Below are 24,179 nucleotides of genomic sequence, written 5' to 3'. Positions count from 1 at the left end.
GTTATATGAAAAACGGTTACCCACGACAAGGGTTAAGAATAAGATGTGAACAAGGAGTTCATTCAGAAGTTAGAAGGGCTTGTCTGGGATTTGCAAAATGGTTAAGGAAAGAATTTGAATTTCCTATTCGAGTTGTTGTTTATCTAAAAAAAGATTATCAAATTAAAAGTCAGACTGATAAAGAATTAGTATCGGGTACATTTTTTGGACCCTACTACAAAAATGAAGAACCATATATAAGGATCGCTACTGGTGACTATTCAGAATTACTTGGAGAGAGTGGTCAAGATAATGCTCTCTGGGCTATTCTTGGAACGTTTGCTCATGAGTTAGGACACTATTATCAATGGATTGATGACGAACTTGATGATGAAGATGCAGAAGAAGGAGCAGAAAATAATAGAGAGTATATGCTTGATTTGTTTGCTGAGACCATAGAGCATCCATAAGAAATAAGATTTTTTTTAAAACTTCAAGGGGGACGTATCTGCAATATCACCTCCCGATGTATGTCATATTACAATTTCAGCAATCGGGCGCAATAATCTAATATTGCGTCCTTTTTGTCTTGAAAAATGATTGTCAGATCTGAGGATATTTGAAATAATTGGTATTAAGTTAAAAGGCAGGATTGTTGAGTAAGAACAATATTAAGTAAGGGGGATTAAAATGCTATTATTTATACTTTTTTATATTTTGGTTATCCCAATATGTGTCCTATTGCATGAAATAGGTCATGGTTTAGGAGTTGTTTCCCTTTCAAAGTCTGACGTGCATATTTATCTTGGAAAAAGAAATAAGGAAAATAAAGAAAACTTCAGTATAGGAAGGCTTCACTTTCATATAGTTTGGTCATATGTAGGCTTCGCTTATTGGAAAGGAAATTTAAACAAAAGTCAGAGGATTGGAGCTTTGGCAGGTGGACCTGTCATGTCGTTATTACTTGTGTTTATATTTGGATTGATAGCGTTTTTGGTACCTCAAGGAGATTTACGTTTATTTTTTTTAGGAGCAACATATTTAAATCTTTCCATGTTTTTTTTTACAATATTTCCTATGACTTATCCTCGTTGGATGGGGTCTTTAAATGGTCATCCGTCTGATGGACTGCAACTGTTACGACTTTTAAGAAAGTAACGATTATCAATCTCTTTATTAAAGAAAATAGGGCTTTTATTTAGTAACGCGTTTATTGCGTGTAATGGCTGCTTTTGCTGAACAAAGTTAGATGAAGGGGTTTTAATAAATGGAAATAGAATTGTTACGAAAAGCATTAGAAAATGATAATCAAGATGTAGTATACAGTTTGTTAGAGCAAATCGGGAAAAATAAACAAAATGAAGCTATTCCCCTACTCATACATTATTTAAAATGCACTCATAATCATATGTTAAGAAATTCAATTGCACTTTCCCTAAGTGATATTAGAAACGAAGTAGCAGTAGAACCATTAATAGAAATGATAAATGACCCGAAAACTTTGGGGTATAGAGGTACCTTGCTTTATGCATTGAAGCCATTCGATTGTTCGCCCCACCTTGAAACACTGATTTATCATTTGCTAACAGGTAACTACGAAGTCCAAATGAATTCTTATCAACTAATCGAAGAAAGTATTAAATCAAAAATTGACGATGAAGTTCTATTAAATTGTATATTAAAAGTAAAGAAAGAACTAGATGAAATAGAAAGACAACAGGATATACTCTCAGATGCTTTAGAAATGTTATTCTCCTTAAAGAAAAATATAGTTATTCAATCACCTTATTGAACTAGTGTGTGATCTACAATAACGATCTTAAGCAATCTAGGAGCGATTGCAGCATAGTAGGCCTTAAGAAAAAGCTATATAGGAGTGAGTTATATGGATAGGTTTTTATTTGTATTTGGTATTATCGTATTTTTCTTTAGTTTTATATTTTTTGTAATGAATTTTTTTTCTGATTATGAAGGTACCACAATGGTAGGTTCTTTATTAGTAATGCTTAATGCAGGTATAGCGATAGGTGTTTCAGAGATTTTATCAAGAACAAAAAAACTAACATAACATTCAATCTTTATTAAACAACCTAGGGCTATAGTTGAAGAAATGTATAGTTATCTTGGAATCGAATCTTCCGCAATTGGGCGCAATAATCTAATATTGCGTCCTTTTTGTCTTGAAAAATGATTGTCAGATCTGAGGATATTTGAAATAATTGGTATTAATTTAAAGGGCAGTTTAGTTCAAGAATGATAGATGGTAAATTTAGAATATGTTAGTCTAAATTTCTGTATTAAAGGGGTCAGGTATGAGAGAAGAAATTAAATCTCAAATAGGAAAATTAGTTGGTTTGAAATTACAGTATGCAGGACGGGCATCAAACCTCTTTTGGCTTGGTTTTGGGGACATAGTTCAAATAGTCCGAAGGAGCAGAACCGAGGAAACAGCAGAATATGCTTTACATATCCAATGTTCGTGGAGAATTACTTTAGGAAACAAAATTGTTGTTGCTTCTAGGGATTTCTATACTCCATACTCACAATGGGTTGAAAAAAATGAGGATTTCGACTGGGATATACAAGGCAACAATAGATTTGATGAACGTATTAAACATTTTACAAAAGACAATAGACAAATAGAAGTTTTACAAATTGTTTCTGATGAAGTCGGTGGATTTAATGTTACCTTGTCTGGGGGTTACAATTTAGAAGTATTTCCAGATAGTTCCGAAGAAGATGAACAAAGTGAACATTGGAGACTCTTTAATCGGAAAAAAAATAATTATCATTTTATTGTAACTGGAAATGGAATTGAAAAAGTTTGAACTTCAACTAAAGGGTGCTTTAGTTCAATAACAATCTTCAGCAATCTAGGGGCTTTTCTTTAATAAGATATTAATTGAAGATCCTCAACTATAGGGCGCGATTGTTTTAAACGGTTGCGCCGTATTCGAGCTAAATTGTTGAGGAACTCTCCGATGGACTTAATAAAATGAGGTGAAAAAAATGGAATTTTTATTGGTACTTTTCATTTTCCCTGCTGCTGTTATTGTAGCTTCAATCATTGGGATTCTTTTGTTTAAAAAGTGGTTTATAGTTCCAGCGTTAACATTAGTTGTTTTTGCAATCTTAATGTTTACATTATTTAATGAATCATTCTTTATCTGGGTAGTGATTTATACAATTCTTTCGCTCGTTATTAGTTTGATGGTAAAATTTACCAAATGGCTATTTATCCGATAAGAGGCAATACACCTTTATTCAATTATCGGGCGCAAATGTTTAACTACAGCGAGGACTTATATTTCATTCTCTAGCGAATAACTAATAAATGTGAAAGGGGATATAAAATTATGCCGTTTCATGAGTTTGGAATTATTGAGGATTTTAATATTCGAAAAGATTATAGTTACTACTCTCCAGAAGAATATAGTTGTATTTCAGTGGATGATGATCTCATTCAAAACTTTTCAGAGAGCTTAAAAATGATGAAGAGCTATTTCCATTCGTATGAAAGACTAGGATTCGGACTAGCATATTGTGGAGTTACGATTATTCCACCAGAATCTTTAACATTATTTTATGAAGTTATTGTATCTTCTCCGAGTTTCAAAGAGTCAAGCAATCTTACAGACTTAGCAGCAAAAGTTTCTAAATCAAATGAAGAAAAGAGATATATGATCCACTTCGGGATTTAAATAATAGTATATTTAAAAATCGGGCGCCTTTCTTCAATAAGACAAGAATTAATCGTCTTCGTAAATCGGGGGCGATGCATAAATTAGGGGCATCGCCTTTGTTATTTAACAAAAGGGCAGATTGGTAGAAGAATGAATTAATATGGTATTAATTAAACGAGTGAAAATCATTATAGGAGTGTAAAAGGTGATAAAAATACAAAACAAATCTGAAAATTTAATTATTGTAGTACACGAAATTTATGGTATTAACCAACATATGACAGATTTATGTGAGTTATTATCAGAACAAAATTTTGATGTGATTTGTCCAAATTTATTAGAACAAGAAATACCTTTTGACTATTCACAAGAGGAAGAAGCTTATCGTAATTTTATGGATGTTGTAGGTTTCACAAATACACTACAAAAAGTAAAAAATATAATATTAGATAATCAAGATGAGTACTCAAAAATATTTATCATTGGATTTAGTGTAGGGGCAACTGTTGCTTGGTTGTGTAGTAAGGAAGAGTGTGTCGAAGGTATTGTTGGATACTATGGTTCACGTATTAGAGACTATGTTAATATATCTCCAAAATGTTCAACACTGCTATTTTTCCCGAAAGAAGAAAAATCATTTAATGTTGATGAACTAATTTTAACATTAGATAAAAAGAATATAGATGTACATATATGCAAGGGTCACCACGGATTTGGCGATCCATATTCACCTAAATACAATGTAGAATCAGCACAATATACATTTAGAGAAACATTAAACTTCATTAAAACGAACTGAGTTGTTTATTCCACATTCGGGCGCGATCCTGTAACAAGGATTAGCGCTCTTTTTTCAAAGAAGACTCTTTAGGACGAAGGGAATATGGTCGAGCTTCTTGAAATTATAAGATATGCAAGACGTGGAAAAATACTAAATAAGGCGTATTGCTTATATATTCCTATAAGAATATTATTAATTTTCTAAAAACTATTGAAAAGGTATTAGGAAAAAGGTAGCCTGATATTGGGAGTTAATACCAAAAATGTAAAAGCAGAGGTTATATTCTATGTAACAAGAAATTAACTATGTTTTTATGTAGTGCTTTACTAGTAACAACTTTTTTTGTGAGTCCGCTTGGAGCTGATGCTCACCATGGGGGATCAAATTGTGTTACACATAATACTTACTATTCTTGTATAGGTGGGAATTGGAATTAGGTTACTCAACAATATAGACTTCTTTCAGATGGTTCTACCTGTCCAATTCAATAACATAGAATTATTGTTTTAGATAGAAGTATTAACTCCCAACCAATCGGAGGGATTAGTCATGTTTCATTACATAAAATCTTCTTTTAGAGAAAGAGCTATTTTGTTTTTTGTTATATTCATTATCTTAAATGTTGTTGGATTTGGTTATATTGGTGCATTGGCCGTATCTGATCAAATGACTTTGACTGCGAACAAGAACCTAGAGGAGCATTGGAGATATCAATACGATATCTTGGTACTACCTAAGGAAGTGAGCGAGAAAAGGGCTCTAGAAGGTGGTTGGGTGCCACCACAATCGAATATTGCCAGCTACGGGGGCATGTCACTAGAAGATCTAGAGGTGATTCGCGGGATTTCTGGTGTGGAAACAGCCGCGCCACTAGCAATCATTGGTTTTTATCAGGGTGACTTTTTAAATGTGCAAGCCGAAGATGCCATTCCTGGTGAATTCTATATAGTCAAGGGAGAGAAGAAGGCTTTTGATGGGTTGCGGGAATATCATTTTCATACAGAAGAATATGTGACCAATTATTATGAGCCTGAAATGGAAGATTCGCTGCTGTTTCAGCGTTTTAATGAAGAAAAGAACATTCCAGAAGGCTTCCGCATCCAAGTTCCACCAGGTACTCATTTTCGCTATCCCAATGAATTGTTGGTGGTTGCCATTGATCCAGAAGCAGAAGAGCGTTTGTTTCAGCTCTCAGAAAGCACCGATGTGGATCTTTCTCTCTTGAATGAGACGATAAAGCGAGGGGAGTTTTTGCCGCATATTCCTTTTTTGGCGTTGCGAAATCAAGGATATGCTGTGGAGGAGTCCTTTGAGGTTAGTCGGATAAAGGTTCCTGATACTGTCATGGAGCAAGATTTGAGTGGAGGAGTGGAGAACTACTTATATAATCTACCACGGGAAACGATCGCTTCCATTAGTCTTCCTACCTATTCGGAGAAGTGGAAAAATAAGAAGGTAGAGCTGTTCATTGATAAATACAATATTCAAGAAAATCCTGTGCCCTATTCCACCTATTCGACCTTGTATAAGTACAGCCCGTTGCTATACGAAACGAAAACTACCGGGGCGAACACGATTCCGACCGTTACAGCTAAGCGTTTTCCACCGCCAGAATTCGCGGAATTTACCATCGACTTTCCTAGCTATCGTCAAAAATATGGTGATGAGGACATGCAAGTCACACCAAACATTATTGGCTATTATGATGCAGCAAAAATTAAGCCTGTGGTGGAAACCTCTTGGGAGGAAGGGGATCCGGTCGATATTTACACCCCTCATCACAGCACGATCCTGAAAGATGGAGCGGGGAAATCTGTCGAGCCCACTCCATTGATTCCGATACCGTTAAAAAGTGCCTACTATCCGGGAGCACCGGACCTGCTTACCTCTATTGAAGTAGCAAAATATTATTATCAAAACACGCCACCACTTTCATCCGTAAGGGTTTTAGTAGAGGGAGTGGAGGAAAGGTCTGAGGAGAGCCAGCGGAAAATAGAGCAGGTCGCTCAAGAAATCATGGAACAAACGGGACACCATGTGGAAATCATGCTTGGCTCTGCCGGTGGAAAAGTCCATATCGAACTCGAAGGTACAGCGGAAGGCGAGGTTGGGACCGTAGAGGAAGCCTGGCAGCAGCAGGGGGTAAACTGGAGCATCGAAAAGCAGATGAATGAGACTAACAAATGGCTATTTCTCTATCTGCTCATCATCTGCTTTATTTTCATCTACACGACCATCACCCACAGCCTTTTAAAGCGCGCAACAGAATTCTCGACATTGCGTTCGATTGGCTGGCCCCGAAAGAAGATTATGATTAGTTTGGCTTTTGAAATTGTGGCACTCAGCTCCGTGGGCTTGCTTTCCATCGTCTTTGCTGACCTGTACTTTCAGCTGTTAGGAGCCTTGGACTTCCTTCTCATATGGGGGATATTTATTTTCATTATTTCGGTTGGATATGTAACTGGTAGCAGAAAAGCGTTGAGTAAATCTCCACGAGCCAGTGTTTCAGGGGAAAATGGTCATTGGCGCGGGGGAGGACTACTAGCGATAAATAGCATTGGCACATATGTGTTCCATCAAGTAATGAGAAGGCCATTGCGATTCGGCTTGCTAGCAGGCTCCTTGTCTCTAACCCTATTTATCGGTATTCTTTTTACTGCAACCCAGCAAGGAATGTCTGATTTTCTGTTTTTGAGTGTGCTTGGGGAAACGATAGATTTGGAGATTCAATCCTATCAGAAGATGTTCATTTTCGGGGGATTAACTCTTACCATCGTAAGCATTTTTTTCCTCCTTTATCTTAATGCAGCCGAGAGGAGAAAGGAATTCTTTATTATGCGCTCCATTGGATGGTCACAAAAACAAATTGAACTATTCTTAGGGCTGGAAGCTAGTTTCATTGCTTTGACAGGGTCCATGGTCGGTTCGCTGAGTGCCTTCTGGGCAATTTATGCATGGACAGAGATATCCTTGCCGCTTTGGATTTATGGTTTAGCCATTTTAGTATCTATCGGCCTGTTTTTGTTGTGCACGTTCATTATTTCAAGATTCATTGATATGAAGGGAACAGTAAAAGATCAACACGCAGCTTAGGAGGTGGGAAGAAATGATAATTCTAAAGGATGTCGAAAAGCATTACAAGCTGGACCATGAAAAGCTGAATATATTAAAAGGTGTCAACCTATCTATCCAAAAGGGTTCTTATGTTGCCATTACCGGCCCGTCTGGTTCAGGAAAATCCACTCTATTACATGCCATAGGTGGGTTAGAATCCATTAATAACGGAGAGATTTGGATTCAGGAACAGCCGATTCATCAACTAAAGGAAGCCCAGCTAGCCAAAATCAGATCTGAAAAAATAGGCTATATTTTTCAACAGTTTCAGTTATTATCTTCTGCCACCGCATTAGAAAATGTGATGATGCCGTTGCTTAAGTTTTTTTCTAATAAAGAAATAAGATCTAAAGCGGAAGAAGCGTTAATTAGGGTAGGCCTTGGGCACCGCATCCATCATTTGCCTTCCCGTCTGTCAGGCGGGGAGCAGCAACGTGTTGCCATTGCAAGAGCACTAGTGACAGAACCATCCATTATACTTGCTGATGAACCAACAGGAAACCTTGATTCAGAAAACAGCCATCACATCATCTCGCTACTAGAGGAAATTCATAAAGACGGCGTCACCGTCATTCTCATTACACACGATCAAACCATCGCAGATCGGGCTGAAAGAATCGTTCATTTCTTGGATGGAAAAATAGTTGATCTAATTAGTTGACACACTTTTTTATCCTTCTTATTCCATAAGAGTAAGGGGGATTCTTCTTTTTTGAATGGTGAGGATAATTACATTGCTATTCAACGATTAGAGCAGTTTCAGAAGTAATGAAAGCGAGTATTCAACAATCGTATAAACCCTACTTTCTAGTCGATGTAAACTAGGAGAGTGAAGGAGAATTTGTCGAAAGTTTGGGATAAGGCGAAGTTGTTAAACTTAGTCGTGAAGATATCAATGTCGCCTCAAAATCGGTCATCGTTCATGGAAAAGGGGATAAGCTTGAAAGGAGTAATCTTTTTGAAAAGATGGTCTATAGTTTGCTTTATTATTTGTCTATTGCTCTGGATTCCTAATATATTTTTTCATATTGCTAGTCCTTTTTGGATGTGCACATTTATTATAGGTCCAATAGGAATTGCTTTCAGCCTCTATGGTAAGAACTATATACTTGCTTTCCTTAATCTAGTTATGACATTTAGTTTCTTTTTGTTTATGGCGATAGGATATTATATTAATAGTTTATAAAGGACCACACTTCAAGAAACATTTTTTTCTAATGATTCTGGCAAAAGCATTCTTACTTGGCGGGATGAAGATCTTACTTAAAAAAACTAATTATAAATTAACACCAAATGAAGTGAGTAAAGACCAATTAGTTAAGATGGGAGAGTCTTTTCAATAGTACTTATTAATGAAATTGGAGCGATTGTAGAAGAAGAAAATTCCCTTTGTGTTAATGGGGGAGGTTGCTTGGATTAGGAATACATAAAAGAGAAAATGGAGGGGTAACCATTTATGAACGAATTTGTTAAATGTCCTAAATGCAGTAATGAGGGGAAGAGGGGATATATTTTTTCTCCTCGCAGAATTTGTTGGTCAGATTCGTCTGATTCAATCATCGCTGATTTAGAGAGTGAAATATTAATAAAAGATGCAATCTTTCAAATTAGTAAAACTCCAGCATTTAGATGTGAAAACTGTAATTTAGTTGTATTTGAATATAAAAAATAATGATATAAATAAGCAGAGCTTAATAACCATACTATCTTAAACAATCTAGGAGCGATAGCTGCATAGGGTGATCGTACTTTAAATACTTAAATATCGGGCAGTACTTCTCTTTGTCGAATCTCTTTGGAGAGTATAAATAAATAGATATAAGTGGCGCTTTATTGAAATAAGCTAATGACACATACTCCTAAATGTTAAGGACTTTTGTGTCGCTCGTCTTCTTTACTATAGCCTAACTGTATTGTTTACATAACATAATTATCGTTACTAAAATACCGAGCTGAATCGATATCAGCCCGGTGGGTATAGTCTATACTTCTTTTAATTCCAATTGATAATCCTTTCCCTTTTGAACATAGGTATCAATGGACATCTGTATAAGTTCCAAATCTCTCTCCGTTAACTCCCGAACGACTTTTCCTGGTGAACCAACTACAAGGGAACGGGGAGGTATTTTCTTACCAGGAGGAATGAGGGTATTCGCACCGATTATGCATTCTTCCCCAATATCAGCACCATCAAGAATTGTTGAACCCATTCCGACAATACAGCGTTTGCGGATCGTACAACCATGAAGAATGGCAGTATGTCCAACAGTCACTTCATCCTCAATCACTAAAGGAAACCCCTCATATAAGTGTCCGGTCACATTATCCTGTATACTACATCTTTTACCAATTGTAATTGGACCCTCGTCACCGCGCAGTACAGCATTAAACCAAACTGTAGATTCTTCACCTATTGTCACATCGCCAATAATTCTAGCTCCTGGTGCAACAAATACAGAACGGTCGAGTTGAGGCTTCTTTCCACCATATGGATATAACATTGCATTCCCTCCTATGTAAATGTAGATATTGTCTAAATTTTATAATTAGTATAACATTATTTTTACGAGGGGTGAAAGAAATGATAAACAACTTAAAAGAGATCTTACAAATAGAGGTTCCCATTATTCAAGGTGGGATGGGGAATATCAGTAATGCCACACTTACGGCTGCTGTATCTAATGCAGGGGGATTAGGTACCATTGGTGCGGGGACCATGCCTCCCGATAAAGTGGAGAAGATTATTCTTGAAACGAAAAATAAAACGACTAAACCATTTGCAGTAAATGTAGCAATTTCTGTCTCTCCATTTACGAGAGACATTCTAATGCTCATCATCAAGCATAAAGTACCAGTTGTGTCTCTTTCTGCTGGAAACCCAGCTCCATTAATTCCTAAGTTAAAAGAGAATGGTATAAAAGTAATTTGTGTGGTTGCATCACCAAAACAAGCACAAAAAGCCGAAAATGCTGGAGCCGATATACTTGTTGCAGAAGGCTATGAAGCTGCAGGAATCAATTCTAATCTTGAAACAACCACGATGACACTGATTCCTCAAATTGTTCAAAAGGTGGAAATACCAGTTGCGGCTGCTGGGGGAATAGGGGATGGTCGTGGATTGGCAGCAGCGCTTTCATTAGGGGCCCAAGGAGTACAAATGGGAACAAGACTTATTGCGACAAAGGATGCTCCCTTTCATGCAAACTATAAAAATATGATTCTCCAAGCTGACGATTCAGGAACAGTGATTGTTGGGAGATCGGTTGGGCGTGTGAGAAGAGTGTTACAAACCCCATATGCACATCTACTTCTACAAAAAGAAAAAGAAGGAATTGACCTAGAGGGCTTCAACAATCTTACCACAGAGATTCAGCATATACGTGGAGCAATGGAGGGCGATTTACAAAATGGATTTATTAATGGAGGGCAAATCTCAGGAGCCATAACCACCATTCCAACAGTTCAGGAACTAGTTGAATCAATGGTAAAAGAAGCGAAAGAACAGTTAAATAGAGCATCATCGCTTATATAACAATCAGGAGACCTTTAATGGGTCTCTTTTTTAAATTCTGTAACACTAAGAGAAGGATTTTAGCTATTAATCTCGTATTTATACTAAAATAATAAACTTATTTAAATTTTTCGAATATATTGACACTATTTTAAAACAAGTGGTAATATAACGATAAATTTACGAAAGTTTTAATTATCATCATAGGATTGACATTTTTTGTATGCGGTTTCACCTGTAATTGGTTTTCTACCTTTTGCAGATAAATATATAAGGGGGATTAGGATGAAACGGTTTAAAGTGAAATCTATGTTAGCTTCATTAGCCTGTGTGGCCTTGCTTGCAGGGTGTGGAACAGACGCTACAGGGGGAGATTCTAAGGAACAAATTGTGATTGGTGTAACACAAATTGTGGAGCATCCATCACTCGATGCGGCCTTTGATGGCTTCAAAAAAGCCCTCGAGGACAACGGTTATAAAGAAGGTGAGAATGTTAAATTTGATGTTCAAGTTGCCGGCGGAGATCCCAATAACAACAAAACAATTGCAGACAAATTTGTGGCAGATGAAGTGGAATTGATTTTTGCCAACTCCACTCCAAGTGCACAAAGTGCTTTGCAAGCAACAAAGGAAATTCCAATTGTTTTTACTTCCGTTACGGATCCTGTAGGTGCAGAGCTTGTTGCCTCCTTTGATAAACCAGGAGAAAACATTACGGGTACATCTGATACACATCCAGATGCGATTGCAAGTACAATTAACTTTATTGTCGATGAAATCGGAGCAAAAAACATCGGTGTCCTTTATAATGCTGGAGAACAAAACTCTGTTGTACAGGTGAAAAATATTAAAGAACTAGCTGAAGCGAAAGGCGCGAGCTTAGTAGAAGCATCCGTTTCCACATCAGCAGAAGTTCAACAGGCAGCAGAATCACTCATCGGTAGAGTAGATGCCATTTATATCCCAACGGATAACACGGTTGTCTCTGCATTCCAGACTGTAGTGGGTGTTGCAAATAATGAACAAATCCCTTTGTTTGCTGGAGAGCTTGATTCGATGAAGCTTGGTGCTGTGGCAGCATCTGGATTCAGTTATTATGATCTTGGCTATGAAACAGGCCTAATGGCAGTGCAAATTTTAAAAGGGGAAAAGAAGCCTTCTGAAATTCCTGTTGCTTACCCTCAAAATCTCAAGCTAGTCATTAATACGAACGCTGCAGAAGCGCAAGGGGTAGAAATTAAGGAAGAATGGACTGAGATTGCAGAATTTCACGATGAAAGTAAATAAATAAATGAAGGAGATGATTCGGACGTGGTTACAGCTATTTTTGGTTCAGTCGAATTGGGAATCATCTACGGAATCATGGCCCTGGGGGTATATTTAACCTTTAGGGTCCTTGATTTTCCGGACCTGACGGTAGATGGTAGTTTTGTTACAGGTGCGGCAGTGGCTGCTACGATGATCGTGAATGGTCAAAGTCCACTCATGGCCACGATGGTGGCAATGGTAGCAGGTTTTCTTGCGGGGTGTTTAACAGGTGTACTACATACGTTTGGAAGAATCAATGCCTTGCTTTCAGGAATACTGATGATGATTGCACTGTATTCTATTAACCTAAGAATTATGGGGAGATCCAATGTTCCTCTATTAAACAGTGAAACGTTCTTTACAGGGGTGAGAGATTGGTGGAATGCGACTGGCATTGATCCATTTATCAATAATCTCTTTATTTCTATCGGATTAGAGAATTTTCTTCCACGAACTTGGGGTTTCATTTTTGTGATGCTAATCGTCACGTTTGCTATTAAATTTGTGACAGATTGGTTTTTGAAAACAGAAGTTGGCCTTGCCATGCGAGCAACAGGTGATAATAAACGGATGATCCGCAGTCTTTCCGCAAATACGAATGGCCTCGTTATTTTAGGGCTGGGTCTCTCTAATGCAATGGTTGCTTTTTCTGGAGCATTAATTGCTCAGCACGGTGGGTATGCAGATGTTGGAATGGGAATCGGGATGATTATCATTGGCTTAGCATCTGTCATCATCGGTGAAGCGATTTTTGGTACAAAAACGATTGCCAGAACGACCCTTGCTGTTATTGGAGGAGCGATTATTTACAGAGTGGTGATTACCTTAGCACTACGTGTGGAATTTTTAGAAACTGGCGATTTGAAAATCATCACAGCCACTATCGTTGTTCTCGCACTTATTACACCTAAATTGATAGAAGGCTGGAAAGAAAAGCGGCGAAAAAGGCAAAAGATGCTTAAGCTCCAAAGTCTTGCCACTTCAACAGGAGGGGGGAATCAAGGTGCTGCATCTAACACAGATTAACAAGGTTTTTAATGAGGGAACTTTAGATGAAAAAAATGCGCTAGATTCTATCAATCTTTCACTGAAAAAGGGAGATTTTGTGACCATCATCGGTAGTAACGGGGCAGGTAAGTCCACGATGATGAACATGGTATCTGGCGTGTTAACACCTGATACAGGTGCTGTTGAGATTGATGGGAAAAATGTAACCTATATGGCAGAGCATAAGCGTGCCAAATATATAGGAAGAGTGTTTCAGGATCCGATGGCTGGTACAGCACCTTCCATGACCATTGAAGAAAACCTTGCCATGGCATTTTCCAGAAACAAAACAAGAACATTAAAGCTCGGGGTTACGAAAAAAAGAAAAACCTACTTTAAAGATGTACTCGAGTCCCTTCATCTCGGTCTTGAAAACAGATTGACGGCTAAAGTAGGATTGTTGTCAGGTGGCGAAAGGCAGGCTCTATCTTTACTGATGGCAACATTCACAAATCCAGCAATCTTGCTTTTAGATGAGCATACGGCGGCATTAGATCCTGCCAGAGCTGAACTAATTACGAACATTACAAAAGAAATTGTGGCAGATAAAGGCCTAACTACTCTTATGGTGACTCATAACATGCAGCAGGCTCTTGATCTTGGAAATAGACTAATAATGATGGACAAGGGTCAAATTATTTTAGAAGTTGGGGAAGAAGAGAAAAAGACGCTCACAATTGAGAGGCTACTAGCTGAATTTCAACGAATCAGAGGTCAAAAGATGACCAATGACCGCGCATTGCTCAGTTAGGTTTTTAAGTGGAATGGATAAGAATCCTTTCCGCTTTTTTATTATTCGATTATTTATAAAATTTCTGCAATTTATTGACTGTTTATTTAACGGAATGATATGATAGCGTTAAATAAACGTTATACGTTTCATAGAAAAAAACAGATTAAAGGGTGGTTATTTTGACAAATATGAAAACGCTTACTTCTGTAGTTGGGGGGCTCGATATGTTCGATAAAATTCAACAACATCAACAAGTGGTTTTTTGTAACGATCCTGATACAGGGTTAAAAGCTATCATTGCCATACATAACACAACATTAGGTCCAGCACTTGGTGGATGCCGCATGCAGCCTTATCAATCAGTAGATGCGGCATTATATGATGTATTAAGGCTTTCCAAAGGCATGACTTATAAATGTGCCGCGGCAGATGTGGATTTTGGTGGAGGAAAAGCAGTCATCATAGGTGACCCGAAAAAAGACAAAACACCGGAGCTTTTCCGGGCATTTGGTCAATTTGTCGAATCCTTAAATGGACGTTTTTATACAGGTACTGATATGGGGACTTCTCCAGAAGACTTCGTTCATGCACTCAAAGAAACCAATTGTATTGTTGGTGTCGATGAAGTGTATGGAGGCAGTGGTGATTCCTCTGTTCCGACAGCTCAAGGGGTTCTTTATGGAATAGAAGCTACGAATCTAACACTTTGGGGATCTAAAAATCTCTACGGAAAAAGCTATGCCATTCAAGGGCTAGGAAAAGTTGGGGCGAAGGTTGCTGATCAGCTTTTGCAAGCTGGAGCTGACTTATACGTAACCGACATTAATGAGGAAGCAATAGAAAATCTCCAACTTAAAGCAAGGGAAATGGGTGCTGGTTTGAAGGTGGTTGCTGGAGATGAAATTTATTCAGTAGCGGCTGATATTTTTATCCCTTGTGCATTGGGTGGCATCATTAACGACCAGACAGTTGAGCAGCTAAAAGTGAAAGCGGTGGTTGGTTCTGCTAATAACCAGCTGTTGGAAAATCATCATTGTGCGATGCTTCAGGAAAAAGGAATACTTTATGCACCTGACTATATTGTCAATGCCGGTGGACTTATCCAAGTAGCGGATGAGCTTTATGAGCCGAATAAGGAAAGAGTACTGAGAAAAACGATGGCAATTTACAATTCCTTAATGGATGTATATAAAGAAGCAGATAAAATGAATATCACGACAGTCGAAGCTGCAAACAATTTCTGTGAACAAAGACTTGTCGACAGAAGCAGAAGAAATAGCTTTTTCAGCCATTCCAAACGACCAAAATGGTCAGTAAGAGTTTAACAAAAGGGAGGGAAATCGATGTTAGATCATTTTCCTATTCATCAAATAATGGATAATGAAGGAAATATTATTGATAAAGACTATGAATCGAAAATTACAGAAGAGCTTGGTAAAACGATGTACCGACATATGCAACGTATCCGCATGTTTGACAAAAAGGCGGTTAGCCTTCAGCGTCAAGGAAGAATAGGTACCTATGCACCTTTTGAAGGTCAGGAGGCTTCCCAGGTAGGGAGTGCGCTTTCCTTGGGGAGCGACGATTGGATGTTTCCAACCTACCGAGATCATGGTGCAACGATGACATTTGGTCATTCTCTGTTAAATATTCTCCTTTTCTGGAACGGCAGAAATGAAGGCTGCATCCCTGCAAATGGAAAAAAAGTGTTTCCACCAGGAATCCCTATCGCTACCCAGCTTCCTCATGCAGTTGGAGCAGCTTATGCAGAAAAAAGAAAGGGAACAGATAATGTCAGTATCGTGTATTTTGGTGATGGAGCAACTTCAGAGGGTGATTTTCATGAGGGCTTAAACTTTGCCAGTGTCTTAGGAGCACCTGTTGTGTTTTTCAACCAAAATAACGAATATGCCATTTCTGTCCCACTTACCAAACAAATGAAAACAAAAACGATTGCACAAAAAGGGCTTTCTTATGATATTCCTAGTTTGCGTATAGATGGAAATGATATTTTTGCTGTTTATTTTTATACTCTAAAGGCAGTAGAACGGGCTAGAAATGGTGATGGACCAACATTGATAGAGGCACTTACATGGAGATATGGCGCACATACAACAGCGGATGATCCAACAAAGTATAGGAATCAAACGGACAGTGAACAAAAGCGAGAAAATGATCCTATTCTCCGTTTAGAAAGATTTATGAATAAGAATGGCTGGTTAAATGAAGAGGCAAAAGACGCATTGTTACAAGAGCTTTCTAAAGAAATAGATGAAGCCATTATAGAAATGGAGAATTTCCCGAAAGCGAATCCAGCAGATATGTTTGATTATGTATTTGAAAAACCTACATGGGGAATACAGCAACAGAAAAAAGAACTTCTTCAAGTGCTAAGAGGTGAAGCATAATGGAAACGGCAGTAAAGACGAAAACACTAACGATGGTTCAGGCAATTACAGATGGTCTAGATACCATGCTTTCCCTTGACGAAAATGTTCTTTTGATGGGAGAAGACATTGGTGTTAATGGTGGAGTCTTCCGTGCAACCGACGGCCTACAACAGAAGCATGGGGAAGAACGCGTCCTTGATACACCTCTTAGTGAGGCAGGTTTTATTGGAGCAGCAATTGGCATGGCTGTAAATGGGTTTAAACCTGTAGCAGAAATTCAGTTCTTAGGATTTATCTATCCAGCCTATGAGCAGATTATGACTCATGCTTCGAGAATCAGAGCAAGAACGATGGGTCATTATACAGTCCCCATGGTCATTAGGGCACCATATGGAGCAGGTGTTAGAGCACCAGAAATTCATTCTGATAGCACCGAAGCTTTGTTCACACATATGCCTGGTATTAAGGTGGTTTGTCCATCAAATCCTTATGATGCTAAGGGTTTGTTAATTGCGGCTATTGAAGACCCTGATCCTGTTCTTTTTCTAGAACCCATGCGTTGTTACAGATCTGTAAGAGATGAGGTACCGGAAGGTCATTATACGGTGGAAATTGGAAAAGGAAAACGATGTCAAGAGGGGGAAGATGTTTCTGTTATTGCTTGGGGTGCCATGATTCCTGTCGCCATGCAGGCTGCTAAGGAGTTGAAAGCAGACGGAATAACGTGTGACGTTATTGACCTCAGAAGCTTGTATCCAATCGATAAAGAAATCATAAGTGAATCTGTACAGAAAACAGGAAGAACCGTCATTGTTCATGAAGCACATGCACAAACGAGCGTCAGTGGGGACGTGATGGCTATTATTAATGAAACTTCTTTTCTTTTTCAAAAAGCACCAACAGAACGAGTCACTGGGTTTGATGTCCCAGTACCTTACTTCGGATTTGAAGACTATTACCTTCCTACAAAAGAAAGAATTATCGCTGCAGTGAAAAAAGTAATGAACTTTTAGGGGGTCCATCTATATGATTGAGGTCAAGCTTCATGATATTGGCGAAGGAATGACACAGGCGGATGTGTTGACCTTTTTCGTTAAATCGGGGGATTCAGTAAAGCCGGATCAACCATTAGTTGAGGTACAAACAGATAAAATGACAGCAGAAATTCCAGCACCTGCTGCAGGTGTGATTAAAGAAATTAAAGTAGAAGTAGGGCAAACGATACCAGTAGGGACGACGATTTTTCTAATGGAATCAGATGGAAGCAGCAACAAAGCTGAGGACGAAAAAGTCATTGAAACTACTAATCTATCTGCTTCTAAACCAACAGCATCGACAAAAACGTTTCGTATTATGGCTGCACCTTACACAAGAAAAATAGCACGTGAAGCTGGTGTCAATATTGAAGAAGTGAAAGGAACAGGACCGGGTGGAAGAATTACCGATGAGGATGTGTTCCGTTTTATTTCAAATGAAGAGAAATCACCAGAAGTAACCGAAAAAGAAAAATCTGTTCCACAAAAGAGCGCTTCATCCACAACTACTTTACCAAAAGAGACTTCCCAAACTATTCCTTTTCGGGGAAGAAGAAAACAAATTGCTCACAAGATGGCACAATCACTTCGCACCATACCTCATTGCACACATTTTGAAGAAGTGGATGCTACAAATATTTTGGAAATGAGAGCAGCTTGGAAAAATAATCAAGCTACTATATCGGCTACTGCCTTTTTCCTAAAGGCCATATCGGTAGCCTTAAAGGATTACCCAATTTTTAATGCGAGATTGAACGAAGCAGAAGAAACGATTGAACTAATTAGGGAACACCATATTGGAATCGCTACCGATACAGAAGAGGGCTTAATCGTACCTGTTGTCAAAAATGTCGAAGCTAAATCACTGCGTGAGATCCATGCAAGCCTCAAAGATCTAACAGGAAGAGCGCAAGAAAACAAGTTATCGATGCAAGACATCTCAGGAGGTAGCTTTACCATTAGCAATGTCGGTCCTCTTGGTGGAAGTATTGGGGCCACCCCAATTATCAACCATCCAGAAGTCGCGTTGATATCCTTTCACAAAACGAAGAAGCGTCCGGTTGTAAATGATCAGGATGAAATCGTTATTCGTTCCATGATGAACATCTCCATGTCCTTTGACCACCGTGTAGCGGATGGCGCGACGGCGGTAGCCTTTACAAACAGACTGAGTCAACTTCTAGAACAACCAAACTTATTAATGATGGAGCTGGTGTAAATGGTAGTTGGAGAATTATCACAAGAAAGAGATGTTGTCATTATTGGCGGGGGACCTGGAGGATATCATGCCGCAATACGAGCGGCCCAGCTAGGGCTACAAGTAACACTTATTGAAAAAAAACAATTAGGTGGATTGTGTCTGCATGAAGGCTGCATCCCCTCCAAGCTACATACTGCTGCAGCGCAAAATTTTGAGCGATTACATGGTTTTAAAAATCTTGGAATGAAAATAGATCAGGTAGTCTTCGCCCTTGACGTGTTACAAGAACATAAACATAAAACCATTAACACATTAAAAAAGGGAATTGAAGCTCTTTGTAAAGCTAACAAGATTGAAATTATTGAAGGAGAGGCTTCCTTCTTAGCACAAGGAAAAATTGGCGTGGAAAATGGACATCAATATGACACCTTTACCTATCAGTATGCCATTATTGCGTCAGGCTGTCCGAGAAAGCCAATCCTTGAAACAAAAACTAAAACTTTAACTCCTAAAACGATGTGGAATTTAGATGAGCTTCCAGATGAACTAATTCTTTATGGAAATGATGATTATGTGCTTGAAATTGCAACGGCTTTTAATAGCTTCGGGTCATCTGTGACCATTCTTTTGCCGCCGAATTCAGACGAATTTTCCTTTGATAGTTCACTGACAAAAGAACTGAACAGGCAACTGAAAAAACAAAAAATAAAAGTTATTAAGTTATCAGAGCCACCAACCATCGAGGAGATAGGTGACAAGTATGAAATTAACTGTAAAGATAAGGCCAACTCTACTCTACAATTAACAAGCTCTCATGTTTATGTTGCAGAAGAAAGAGCACCCAAAGAAGTTACATTAGGATTAGATCGTGCTGGAGTGAATCTAGATGACCGCTCATTTGTAGAAATTAATGAAGGTTGTCAAACCAATGTACCTAACATCTACGCAATAGGTGATATCACATCGGGGCCTGCCTTAGCAGTAAAAGCGATCAAACAAGGGAAAGTGGCCGCAGAAAATATCAGTGGTATGAATACAGTTTATGATTTAACGTTTCTCCCTCGGGTACTGCAAACCATTCCTCCCATTGCTACAGTTGGATTAACTGAACATGCTGCAATAGATGCTGGATATAAGGTGAAGATTGGTGAGAGTCCACTACAGTCAAATGGGTATGCAACCATTATTGGGGAGAAAGCAGGAGTCATTAAAACCATCTCCGACCAAGAAACAGATGTACTTCTAGGGATGCATATTATTGGATCGCATGCAGTGGAACAAATCAGTTCAGGGGTCCTTGCTTTGGAAATGGTTGCAAGAGAGGAGGACATGTTGTTCCCGTTGTATCCACATCCAAGCTTAAATGAGTGTTTGCTAGAATCAGTAGAGGATACAACAGATAAAGCGATTCACAAACCACCACAAGTAAAAAAGCAAAAGGTTACAGCAACTTGATAGCGCTTTCTCGCGTCAAAGCATTTTAGCTTTAAATGGTACTCTTGCCAACGTGAAAATCAATCGCTTATATTGAATATTAGAATAGTAAAAATTTTATAATAATATGGGAGGTCTTCTGATGAACGTTGAAAAAGCAGTGCTTCAAAAGGATCAGGTGGAAGAAGTTTTTCCAGTAAAAGATGTAGATTATTTAGAGATTTATTCTGGTAACGCAAAACAAGCAATGCACTTTTTTGCTACTACCTTTGGGTTTATGCCAATTGCTTACTCTGGACTTGAAACAGGAAACAGAGAAAGTGTTTCGTATGTATTAAAGCAACGAAATGTCCGTCTTGTTATTACAGGTTCATTAAAACAAGAAACAAAAGTATCCGAATTTGTGAAAAAACACGGTGACGGTGTAAAAGATATTGCGCTTGTAGTGGAAGACGTAGAAGCGGCATACAATGGGGCTGTTGAAAGAGGAGCAATTGCAATTTCCCCGCCACAGGTTCATACAGACGAAAATGGAAGCCTGAAAAAAGCGGTTATTGGTACATATGGTGATACGATTCACACGTTAGTGGAGCGCAAGGATTATAAAGGTGTCTTCATGCCTGGGTTTAAGGAATACAAAAATTCCACACCTGTCAAAGATGCAGGCATTATTGGGATCGACCACGTTGTTGGAAATGTCGAACAGATGGAAGAATGGGTGGCATATTACGAAAAAGTGATGGGCTTTAAGGAAATGACCCATTTTACAGATAAGGATATTAATACGGAATATTCCGCACTTATGTCCAAGGTAATGCATAACGGTGGAAGAATAAAGTTCCCAATCAATGAACCAGCTGAAGGGAAAAGGAAGTCACAAATTCAAGAATACCTAGAGTTTTATAATGGCCCTGGTGTTCAGCATATAGCCATCCTGACTGAGGATATCGTAAAAACAGTCAGTACGTTAAAAGAAAATGGAGTTGAATTTTTAAATACTCCAGATACGTACTATGAAATGCTCTCTGAACGCGTAGGGGAAATTGATGAAGAAATTGCTAAGCTACGTGAATTAAGTATTTTAGTGGATCGTGATGATGAAGGCTATTTATTACAAATCTTCACGAAACCTATCGTTGACCGTCCAACTCTTTTCATTGAAGTAATCCAAAGAAAAGGTGCCAAAGGGTTTGGCGAAGGAAACTTTAAAGCATTATTTGAATCGATTGAAAGAGAACAGGAATTAAGAGGCAATTTGTAAGCAAAAAGGGGGGAGGCTGCTCCCTCCTTTTCTATTAGGGAGGTTATGAATTTGGCAGTTAAAGTTGAGAGCCGTAAAATCTTACAGAATATTGCTGCCTATCCTTTGGGAAAAAGCATTCATGATATTCAGTTAGAACTTGGAATTCCCTTAATAAGAAATATGTCTGAAATAGAAAATGTTTTTGGCTGTTCCCCTTTAGTGAAAGAGCAAATTAAAGAGAATTTAGAGCGAATTTACACGTATCCAGATGGCTCTGCTAGCTTATTAACAAAGAACCTAGCAGAGTACTTACAGGTGAAACAAGAGCAAGTTTTTATAGGCAATGGATCAGATGAAATCATCCGTCTCTTACTTCGTGCGTTTATAAATCCTGGAGAAGAAGCGATCATGGCGGAGATTACCTTTCCAAGGTATAAAACGAATGTTTCCATAGAAGGTGGGATCCCAGTTTTAATACCGCTCGAAAATGGAGTTCACAACCTATCTGCCATGAGCGCAGCGATAACTAGCAATACCAAAATGGTCTTTATCTGCAATCCTAATAACCCGACAGGTACGATTGTTGGTAAAGAGGAGTTAATAGCCTTTATAGAAAGAGTACCGGAAAATGTTCTCGTCATTTTAGATGAAGCTTACTATGAATATGCAACGAGTAATGAATATCTTTCCTCTGTCCCTTTCCTTAATAAATTTGCCAATCTCGTTATTTTACGTACATTTTCCAAAATATACGGTCTAGCTGGACTAAGAGTAGGGTATGGGATTATGGATTCATTCATCGTCCATGAACTTACGAAGGTAAAAGAAGTTTTCAACGTCAACCAGCTTGGCCAATCTGCAGCAGTAATGGCCCTTGAAGATCAGGGATTTAGGCTGGATTGCTTGAAAAGAAATGAAGAAGGAAAGGCTTTTATCGAATTTGAGCTAGATCGACTGGGTTATACCTATTTCCCAACACAAGCAAATTTCATCATGATTCATGTGCGAAAGGATGGGAAGAAAATTGCCGATCAACTGTTAGAACTTGGAGTCATGGTAAAGCCAGGCACTGCATTAGGATATCCCGAAAGCATTCGAGTAACCATCAGTTCCATGGATGATAACCGTTATTTTATTGAAGCATTAAAAAAAGTCGGAGAAAGGGGATAACTTCAGATGAATGTTGAACCCAGCAGTCTGCCTTGGCGAGACGCCTATAAATTAATGATAGGTTCCATTCTTCCAAGACCCATCGCGATGGTTTCTTCTATTAATAAAGCTGGTGTAACCAATATTGCACCATTTAGTTTTTTCACAGCCATTAGTGCAGAACCGATGCTAGTTTGTTTTTCACCGATGAGAAATGGCAGGGATGGGAGCAAAAAAGATACGCTTGTTAATATAGAAGAAACTAAGGAATTCGTGATAAATATTGTCAGTGAAGAAATCGTTGAGAAAATGAATGTTACTGCCACTGAATTTCCTAGTGAAATAGATGAATTCGAACAATCCGGATTCACAAAGGTAGAGAGTCTAGTCATAACTCCACCTCGGGTAAAGGAGAGTCTTGTTCAATTAGAATGCAGTCTCCATCAGGTTCTCCATTTTGGGGAAGAGGCAGGAGCAGGGAGCCTTGTGATTGGTAAAGTGGAAATGATTCATGTCCATGATGAGCTTTATTATGACGGAAAAATAGATACCAAAAAATTAAACCCAGTTGGACGGATGGCCGGAAACATTTATTCAAGATCTGTCAGTGATATGTTTGAACTTATTAGGAAATAGGGATGTGAGTAGCTCGGGATGAAATACGTTACATTTATAAATACGTCTGGAGATTGTAGGTTAGGAATGATAAAGGAGAACTTCATTATCGATCTACATGAAGCTACTAATGGCAGAGTGCCAAAGGATATGCAATCCTTCATAGAAGCGTACGATACGTACCAAGACGAAATAAAACGGATCTACTCCGAACCTCATTTAACTAAAAGCTATCCTTTTGATACTGTCACATTACTTGCTCCATTACCTAGACCTGTCAGCATCAGAGATTTTTATGCGTTTGAAGAACATGTCAAAACAGCTCGTTCCAGGAGAGGATTAGACGTTGTTCCAGAATGGTATGATATTCCCGTTTTTTACTTCACTAATCATTTAGCAGTAAGGGGTCCGGAAGAGGTAATCGATATTCCACCAGGATGCGAGCGTTTGGATTTCGAATTAGAAATAGCATGCATCATTGGGAAAGAAGGCAAAAACATACGAGCTGAGGATGCAGAGGAATATATTTTCGGCTATTGCATTATGAATGATTGGAGTGCAAGGGACCTTCAGGCACAGGAAATGAAGGTAGGGTTAGGACCAGCTAAGGGAAAGGATTTTGCAACATCTCTTGGCCCATGCATGGTAACAAAAGATGAGTTGGAGCCTTATAAAACCTCTAAAGGCTATAACTTGAAAATGACAGCCTCTGTTAATGGAAAGCAAATTTCAGAAGGTAATTTTGCTAGCATCTACTATAGCTTTGCAGAAATGATTGAACGGGCATCAAGTGGTGTAACCTTATACCCTGGTGAAGTGATTGGCTCAGGAACAGTAGGGACCGGTTGTATATTAGAACTAGGAACAGAAACTCATCGGTGGTTACGGTCAAAAGACGAAATAGCATTATCTATTACCGAATTAGGCACGTTAAAAAACACGATAAAATAGAGGTGA

The 24,179-nt window shown here is 38.5% G+C and carries 25 protein-coding genes; 24 read left to right on the top strand and 1 reads right to left on the bottom strand.

What is annotated here, in order from left to right; genetic code table 11:
- Window positions 1–5: 5 nt before the first annotated feature.
- The 11 genes from FIU87_RS10940 to FIU87_RS10880 all read left to right on the top strand — a co-directional run bounded on the left by FIU87_RS10940 (window position 6) and on the right by FIU87_RS10880 (window position 9,229).
- Entirely contained in the window at window positions 6–449 is a 444-nt protein-coding gene (locus tag FIU87_RS10940) for a hypothetical protein (RefSeq protein WP_152444626.1), read from the top strand.
- Between the two features lie 220 nt (window positions 450–669).
- Entirely contained in the window at window positions 670–1,137 is a 468-nt protein-coding gene (locus FIU87_RS10935; RefSeq protein WP_152444625.1) for a hypothetical protein, read from the top strand.
- A gap of 109 nt (window positions 1,138–1,246) precedes the next feature.
- Entirely contained in the window at window positions 1,247–1,771 is a 525-nt protein-coding gene (locus FIU87_RS10930; protein ID WP_152444624.1) for a HEAT repeat domain-containing protein, read from the top strand.
- Between the two features lie 93 nt (window positions 1,772–1,864).
- Window positions 1,865–2,047, top strand: coding sequence for a hypothetical protein (locus FIU87_RS10925; RefSeq protein ID WP_060667117.1), 183 nt, complete (start codon window positions 1,865–1,867; stop codon window positions 2,045–2,047).
- Window positions 2,048–2,291: 244 nt separating this feature from the next.
- Window positions 2,292–2,807: a hypothetical protein gene (locus tag FIU87_RS10920; protein ID WP_152444623.1), complete on the top strand. Its 516-nt coding sequence runs from the start codon at window positions 2,292–2,294 to the stop codon at window positions 2,805–2,807.
- Window positions 2,808–2,988: 181 nt separating this feature from the next.
- The gene (locus FIU87_RS10915; RefSeq protein ID WP_152444622.1) at window positions 2,989–3,225 is read left to right on the top strand and encodes a DUF2651 family protein; all 237 of its coding nucleotides are present in this window, start codon (window positions 2,989–2,991) and stop codon (window positions 3,223–3,225) included.
- A gap of 110 nt (window positions 3,226–3,335) precedes the next feature.
- Window positions 3,336–3,680, top strand: coding sequence for a short-chain dehydrogenase (locus FIU87_RS10910; protein WP_152444621.1), 345 nt, complete (start codon window positions 3,336–3,338; stop codon window positions 3,678–3,680).
- Window positions 3,681–3,867: 187 nt separating this feature from the next.
- Window positions 3,868–4,461 (top strand): dienelactone hydrolase family protein, encoded by a 594-nt coding sequence (locus FIU87_RS10905; protein ID WP_152444620.1) that lies wholly within the window; start codon window positions 3,868–3,870, stop codon window positions 4,459–4,461.
- A 531-nt stretch (window positions 4,462–4,992) separates the two neighbouring features.
- Window positions 4,993–7,536 carry an ABC transporter permease gene (locus FIU87_RS10900; protein ID WP_152444619.1) on the top strand — a complete coding sequence of 848 codons (2,544 nt, stop codon included), beginning with the start codon at window positions 4,993–4,995 and terminating at the stop codon, window positions 7,534–7,536.
- 13 nt (window positions 7,537–7,549) lie between these two features.
- A complete protein-coding gene (locus tag FIU87_RS10895; protein ID WP_152444618.1) occupies window positions 7,550–8,218 on the top strand; it encodes an ABC transporter ATP-binding protein in 669 nt (222 codons plus the stop codon).
- A gap of 795 nt (window positions 8,219–9,013) precedes the next feature.
- Window positions 9,014–9,229, top strand: a complete 216-nt coding sequence (locus FIU87_RS10880) for a PF20097 family protein (RefSeq protein ID WP_152444616.1) — start codon at window positions 9,014–9,016, stop codon at window positions 9,227–9,229.
- A gap of 310 nt (window positions 9,230–9,539) precedes the next feature.
- On the opposite strand, the gene FIU87_RS10875 is transcribed toward FIU87_RS10880, so the two are convergent.
- Window positions 9,540–10,058, bottom strand: coding sequence for a gamma carbonic anhydrase family protein (locus FIU87_RS10875; RefSeq protein ID WP_152444615.1), 519 nt, complete (start codon window positions 10,056–10,058; stop codon window positions 9,540–9,542).
- 83 nt (window positions 10,059–10,141) lie between these two features.
- Here FIU87_RS10875 and FIU87_RS10870 point away from each other — a divergent pair, with 83 nt between their 5' ends.
- The 13 genes from FIU87_RS10870 to FIU87_RS10810 all read left to right on the top strand — a co-directional run bounded on the left by FIU87_RS10870 (window position 10,142) and on the right by FIU87_RS10810 (window position 24,173).
- Window positions 10,142–11,089, top strand: a complete 948-nt coding sequence (locus tag FIU87_RS10870) for an NAD(P)H-dependent flavin oxidoreductase (protein ID WP_152446515.1) — start codon at window positions 10,142–10,144, stop codon at window positions 11,087–11,089.
- Between the two features lie 264 nt (window positions 11,090–11,353).
- Entirely contained in the window at window positions 11,354–12,355 is a 1,002-nt protein-coding gene (locus tag FIU87_RS10865) for an ABC transporter substrate-binding protein (protein WP_152444614.1), read from the top strand.
- Window positions 12,356–12,379: 24 nt separating this feature from the next.
- Window positions 12,380–13,402 (top strand): ABC transporter permease, encoded by a 1,023-nt coding sequence (locus FIU87_RS10860; protein WP_152444613.1) that lies wholly within the window; start codon window positions 12,380–12,382, stop codon window positions 13,400–13,402.
- Window positions 13,380–14,174, top strand: coding sequence for an ABC transporter ATP-binding protein (locus tag FIU87_RS10855; protein WP_152444612.1), 795 nt, complete (start codon window positions 13,380–13,382; stop codon window positions 14,172–14,174). The genes FIU87_RS10860 and FIU87_RS10855 overlap by 23 nt, the downstream gene beginning before the upstream one ends.
- Window positions 14,175–14,344: 170 nt before the next feature.
- Window positions 14,345–15,481 (top strand): Leu/Phe/Val dehydrogenase, encoded by a 1,137-nt coding sequence (locus FIU87_RS10850; RefSeq protein WP_152446514.1) that lies wholly within the window; start codon window positions 14,345–14,347, stop codon window positions 15,479–15,481.
- Between the two features lie 18 nt (window positions 15,482–15,499).
- Window positions 15,500–16,564, top strand: coding sequence for a pyruvate dehydrogenase (acetyl-transferring) E1 component subunit alpha (pdhA, locus tag FIU87_RS10845; protein ID WP_152444611.1), 1,065 nt, complete (start codon window positions 15,500–15,502; stop codon window positions 16,562–16,564).
- Complete coding sequence (locus FIU87_RS10840; RefSeq protein ID WP_152444610.1) at window positions 16,564–17,559, top strand: alpha-ketoacid dehydrogenase subunit beta; 996 nt, start codon at window positions 16,564–16,566, stop codon at window positions 17,557–17,559. The genes pdhA and FIU87_RS10840 overlap by 1 nt, the downstream gene beginning before the upstream one ends.
- Window positions 17,560–17,572: 13 nt before the next feature.
- Entirely contained in the window at window positions 17,573–18,799 is a 1,227-nt protein-coding gene (locus FIU87_RS10835) for a dihydrolipoamide acetyltransferase family protein (protein ID WP_172971030.1), read from the top strand.
- Window positions 18,800–20,236 (top strand): dihydrolipoyl dehydrogenase family protein, encoded by a 1,437-nt coding sequence (locus FIU87_RS10830; protein WP_152444609.1) that lies wholly within the window; start codon window positions 18,800–18,802, stop codon window positions 20,234–20,236.
- Between the two features lie 121 nt (window positions 20,237–20,357).
- On the top strand, window positions 20,358–21,476 hold the full coding sequence (gene hppD / locus FIU87_RS10825; protein ID WP_152444608.1) for a 4-hydroxyphenylpyruvate dioxygenase: 1,119 nt from the start codon (window positions 20,358–20,360) through the stop codon (window positions 21,474–21,476).
- Between the two features lie 51 nt (window positions 21,477–21,527).
- The gene (gene hisC, locus FIU87_RS10820; RefSeq protein ID WP_152444607.1) at window positions 21,528–22,628 is read left to right on the top strand and encodes a histidinol-phosphate transaminase; all 1,101 of its coding nucleotides are present in this window, start codon (window positions 21,528–21,530) and stop codon (window positions 22,626–22,628) included.
- A 6-nt stretch (window positions 22,629–22,634) separates the two neighbouring features.
- Complete coding sequence (locus tag FIU87_RS10815; protein WP_152444606.1) at window positions 22,635–23,243, top strand: flavin reductase family protein; 609 nt, start codon at window positions 22,635–22,637, stop codon at window positions 23,241–23,243.
- An 18-nt stretch (window positions 23,244–23,261) separates the two neighbouring features.
- Window positions 23,262–24,173, top strand: a complete 912-nt coding sequence (locus FIU87_RS10810) for a fumarylacetoacetate hydrolase family protein (protein ID WP_152444605.1) — start codon at window positions 23,262–23,264, stop codon at window positions 24,171–24,173.
- Window positions 24,174–24,179: the final 6 nt, after the last annotated feature.

It is taken from the genome of Bacillus sp. THAF10, from assembly GCF_009363695.1.
In the GTDB taxonomy this organism is placed as follows: domain Bacteria; phylum Bacillota; class Bacilli; order Bacillales; family Bacillaceae_I; genus Sutcliffiella_A.
This window is presented reverse-complemented; position numbering and strand designations above follow the sequence as displayed.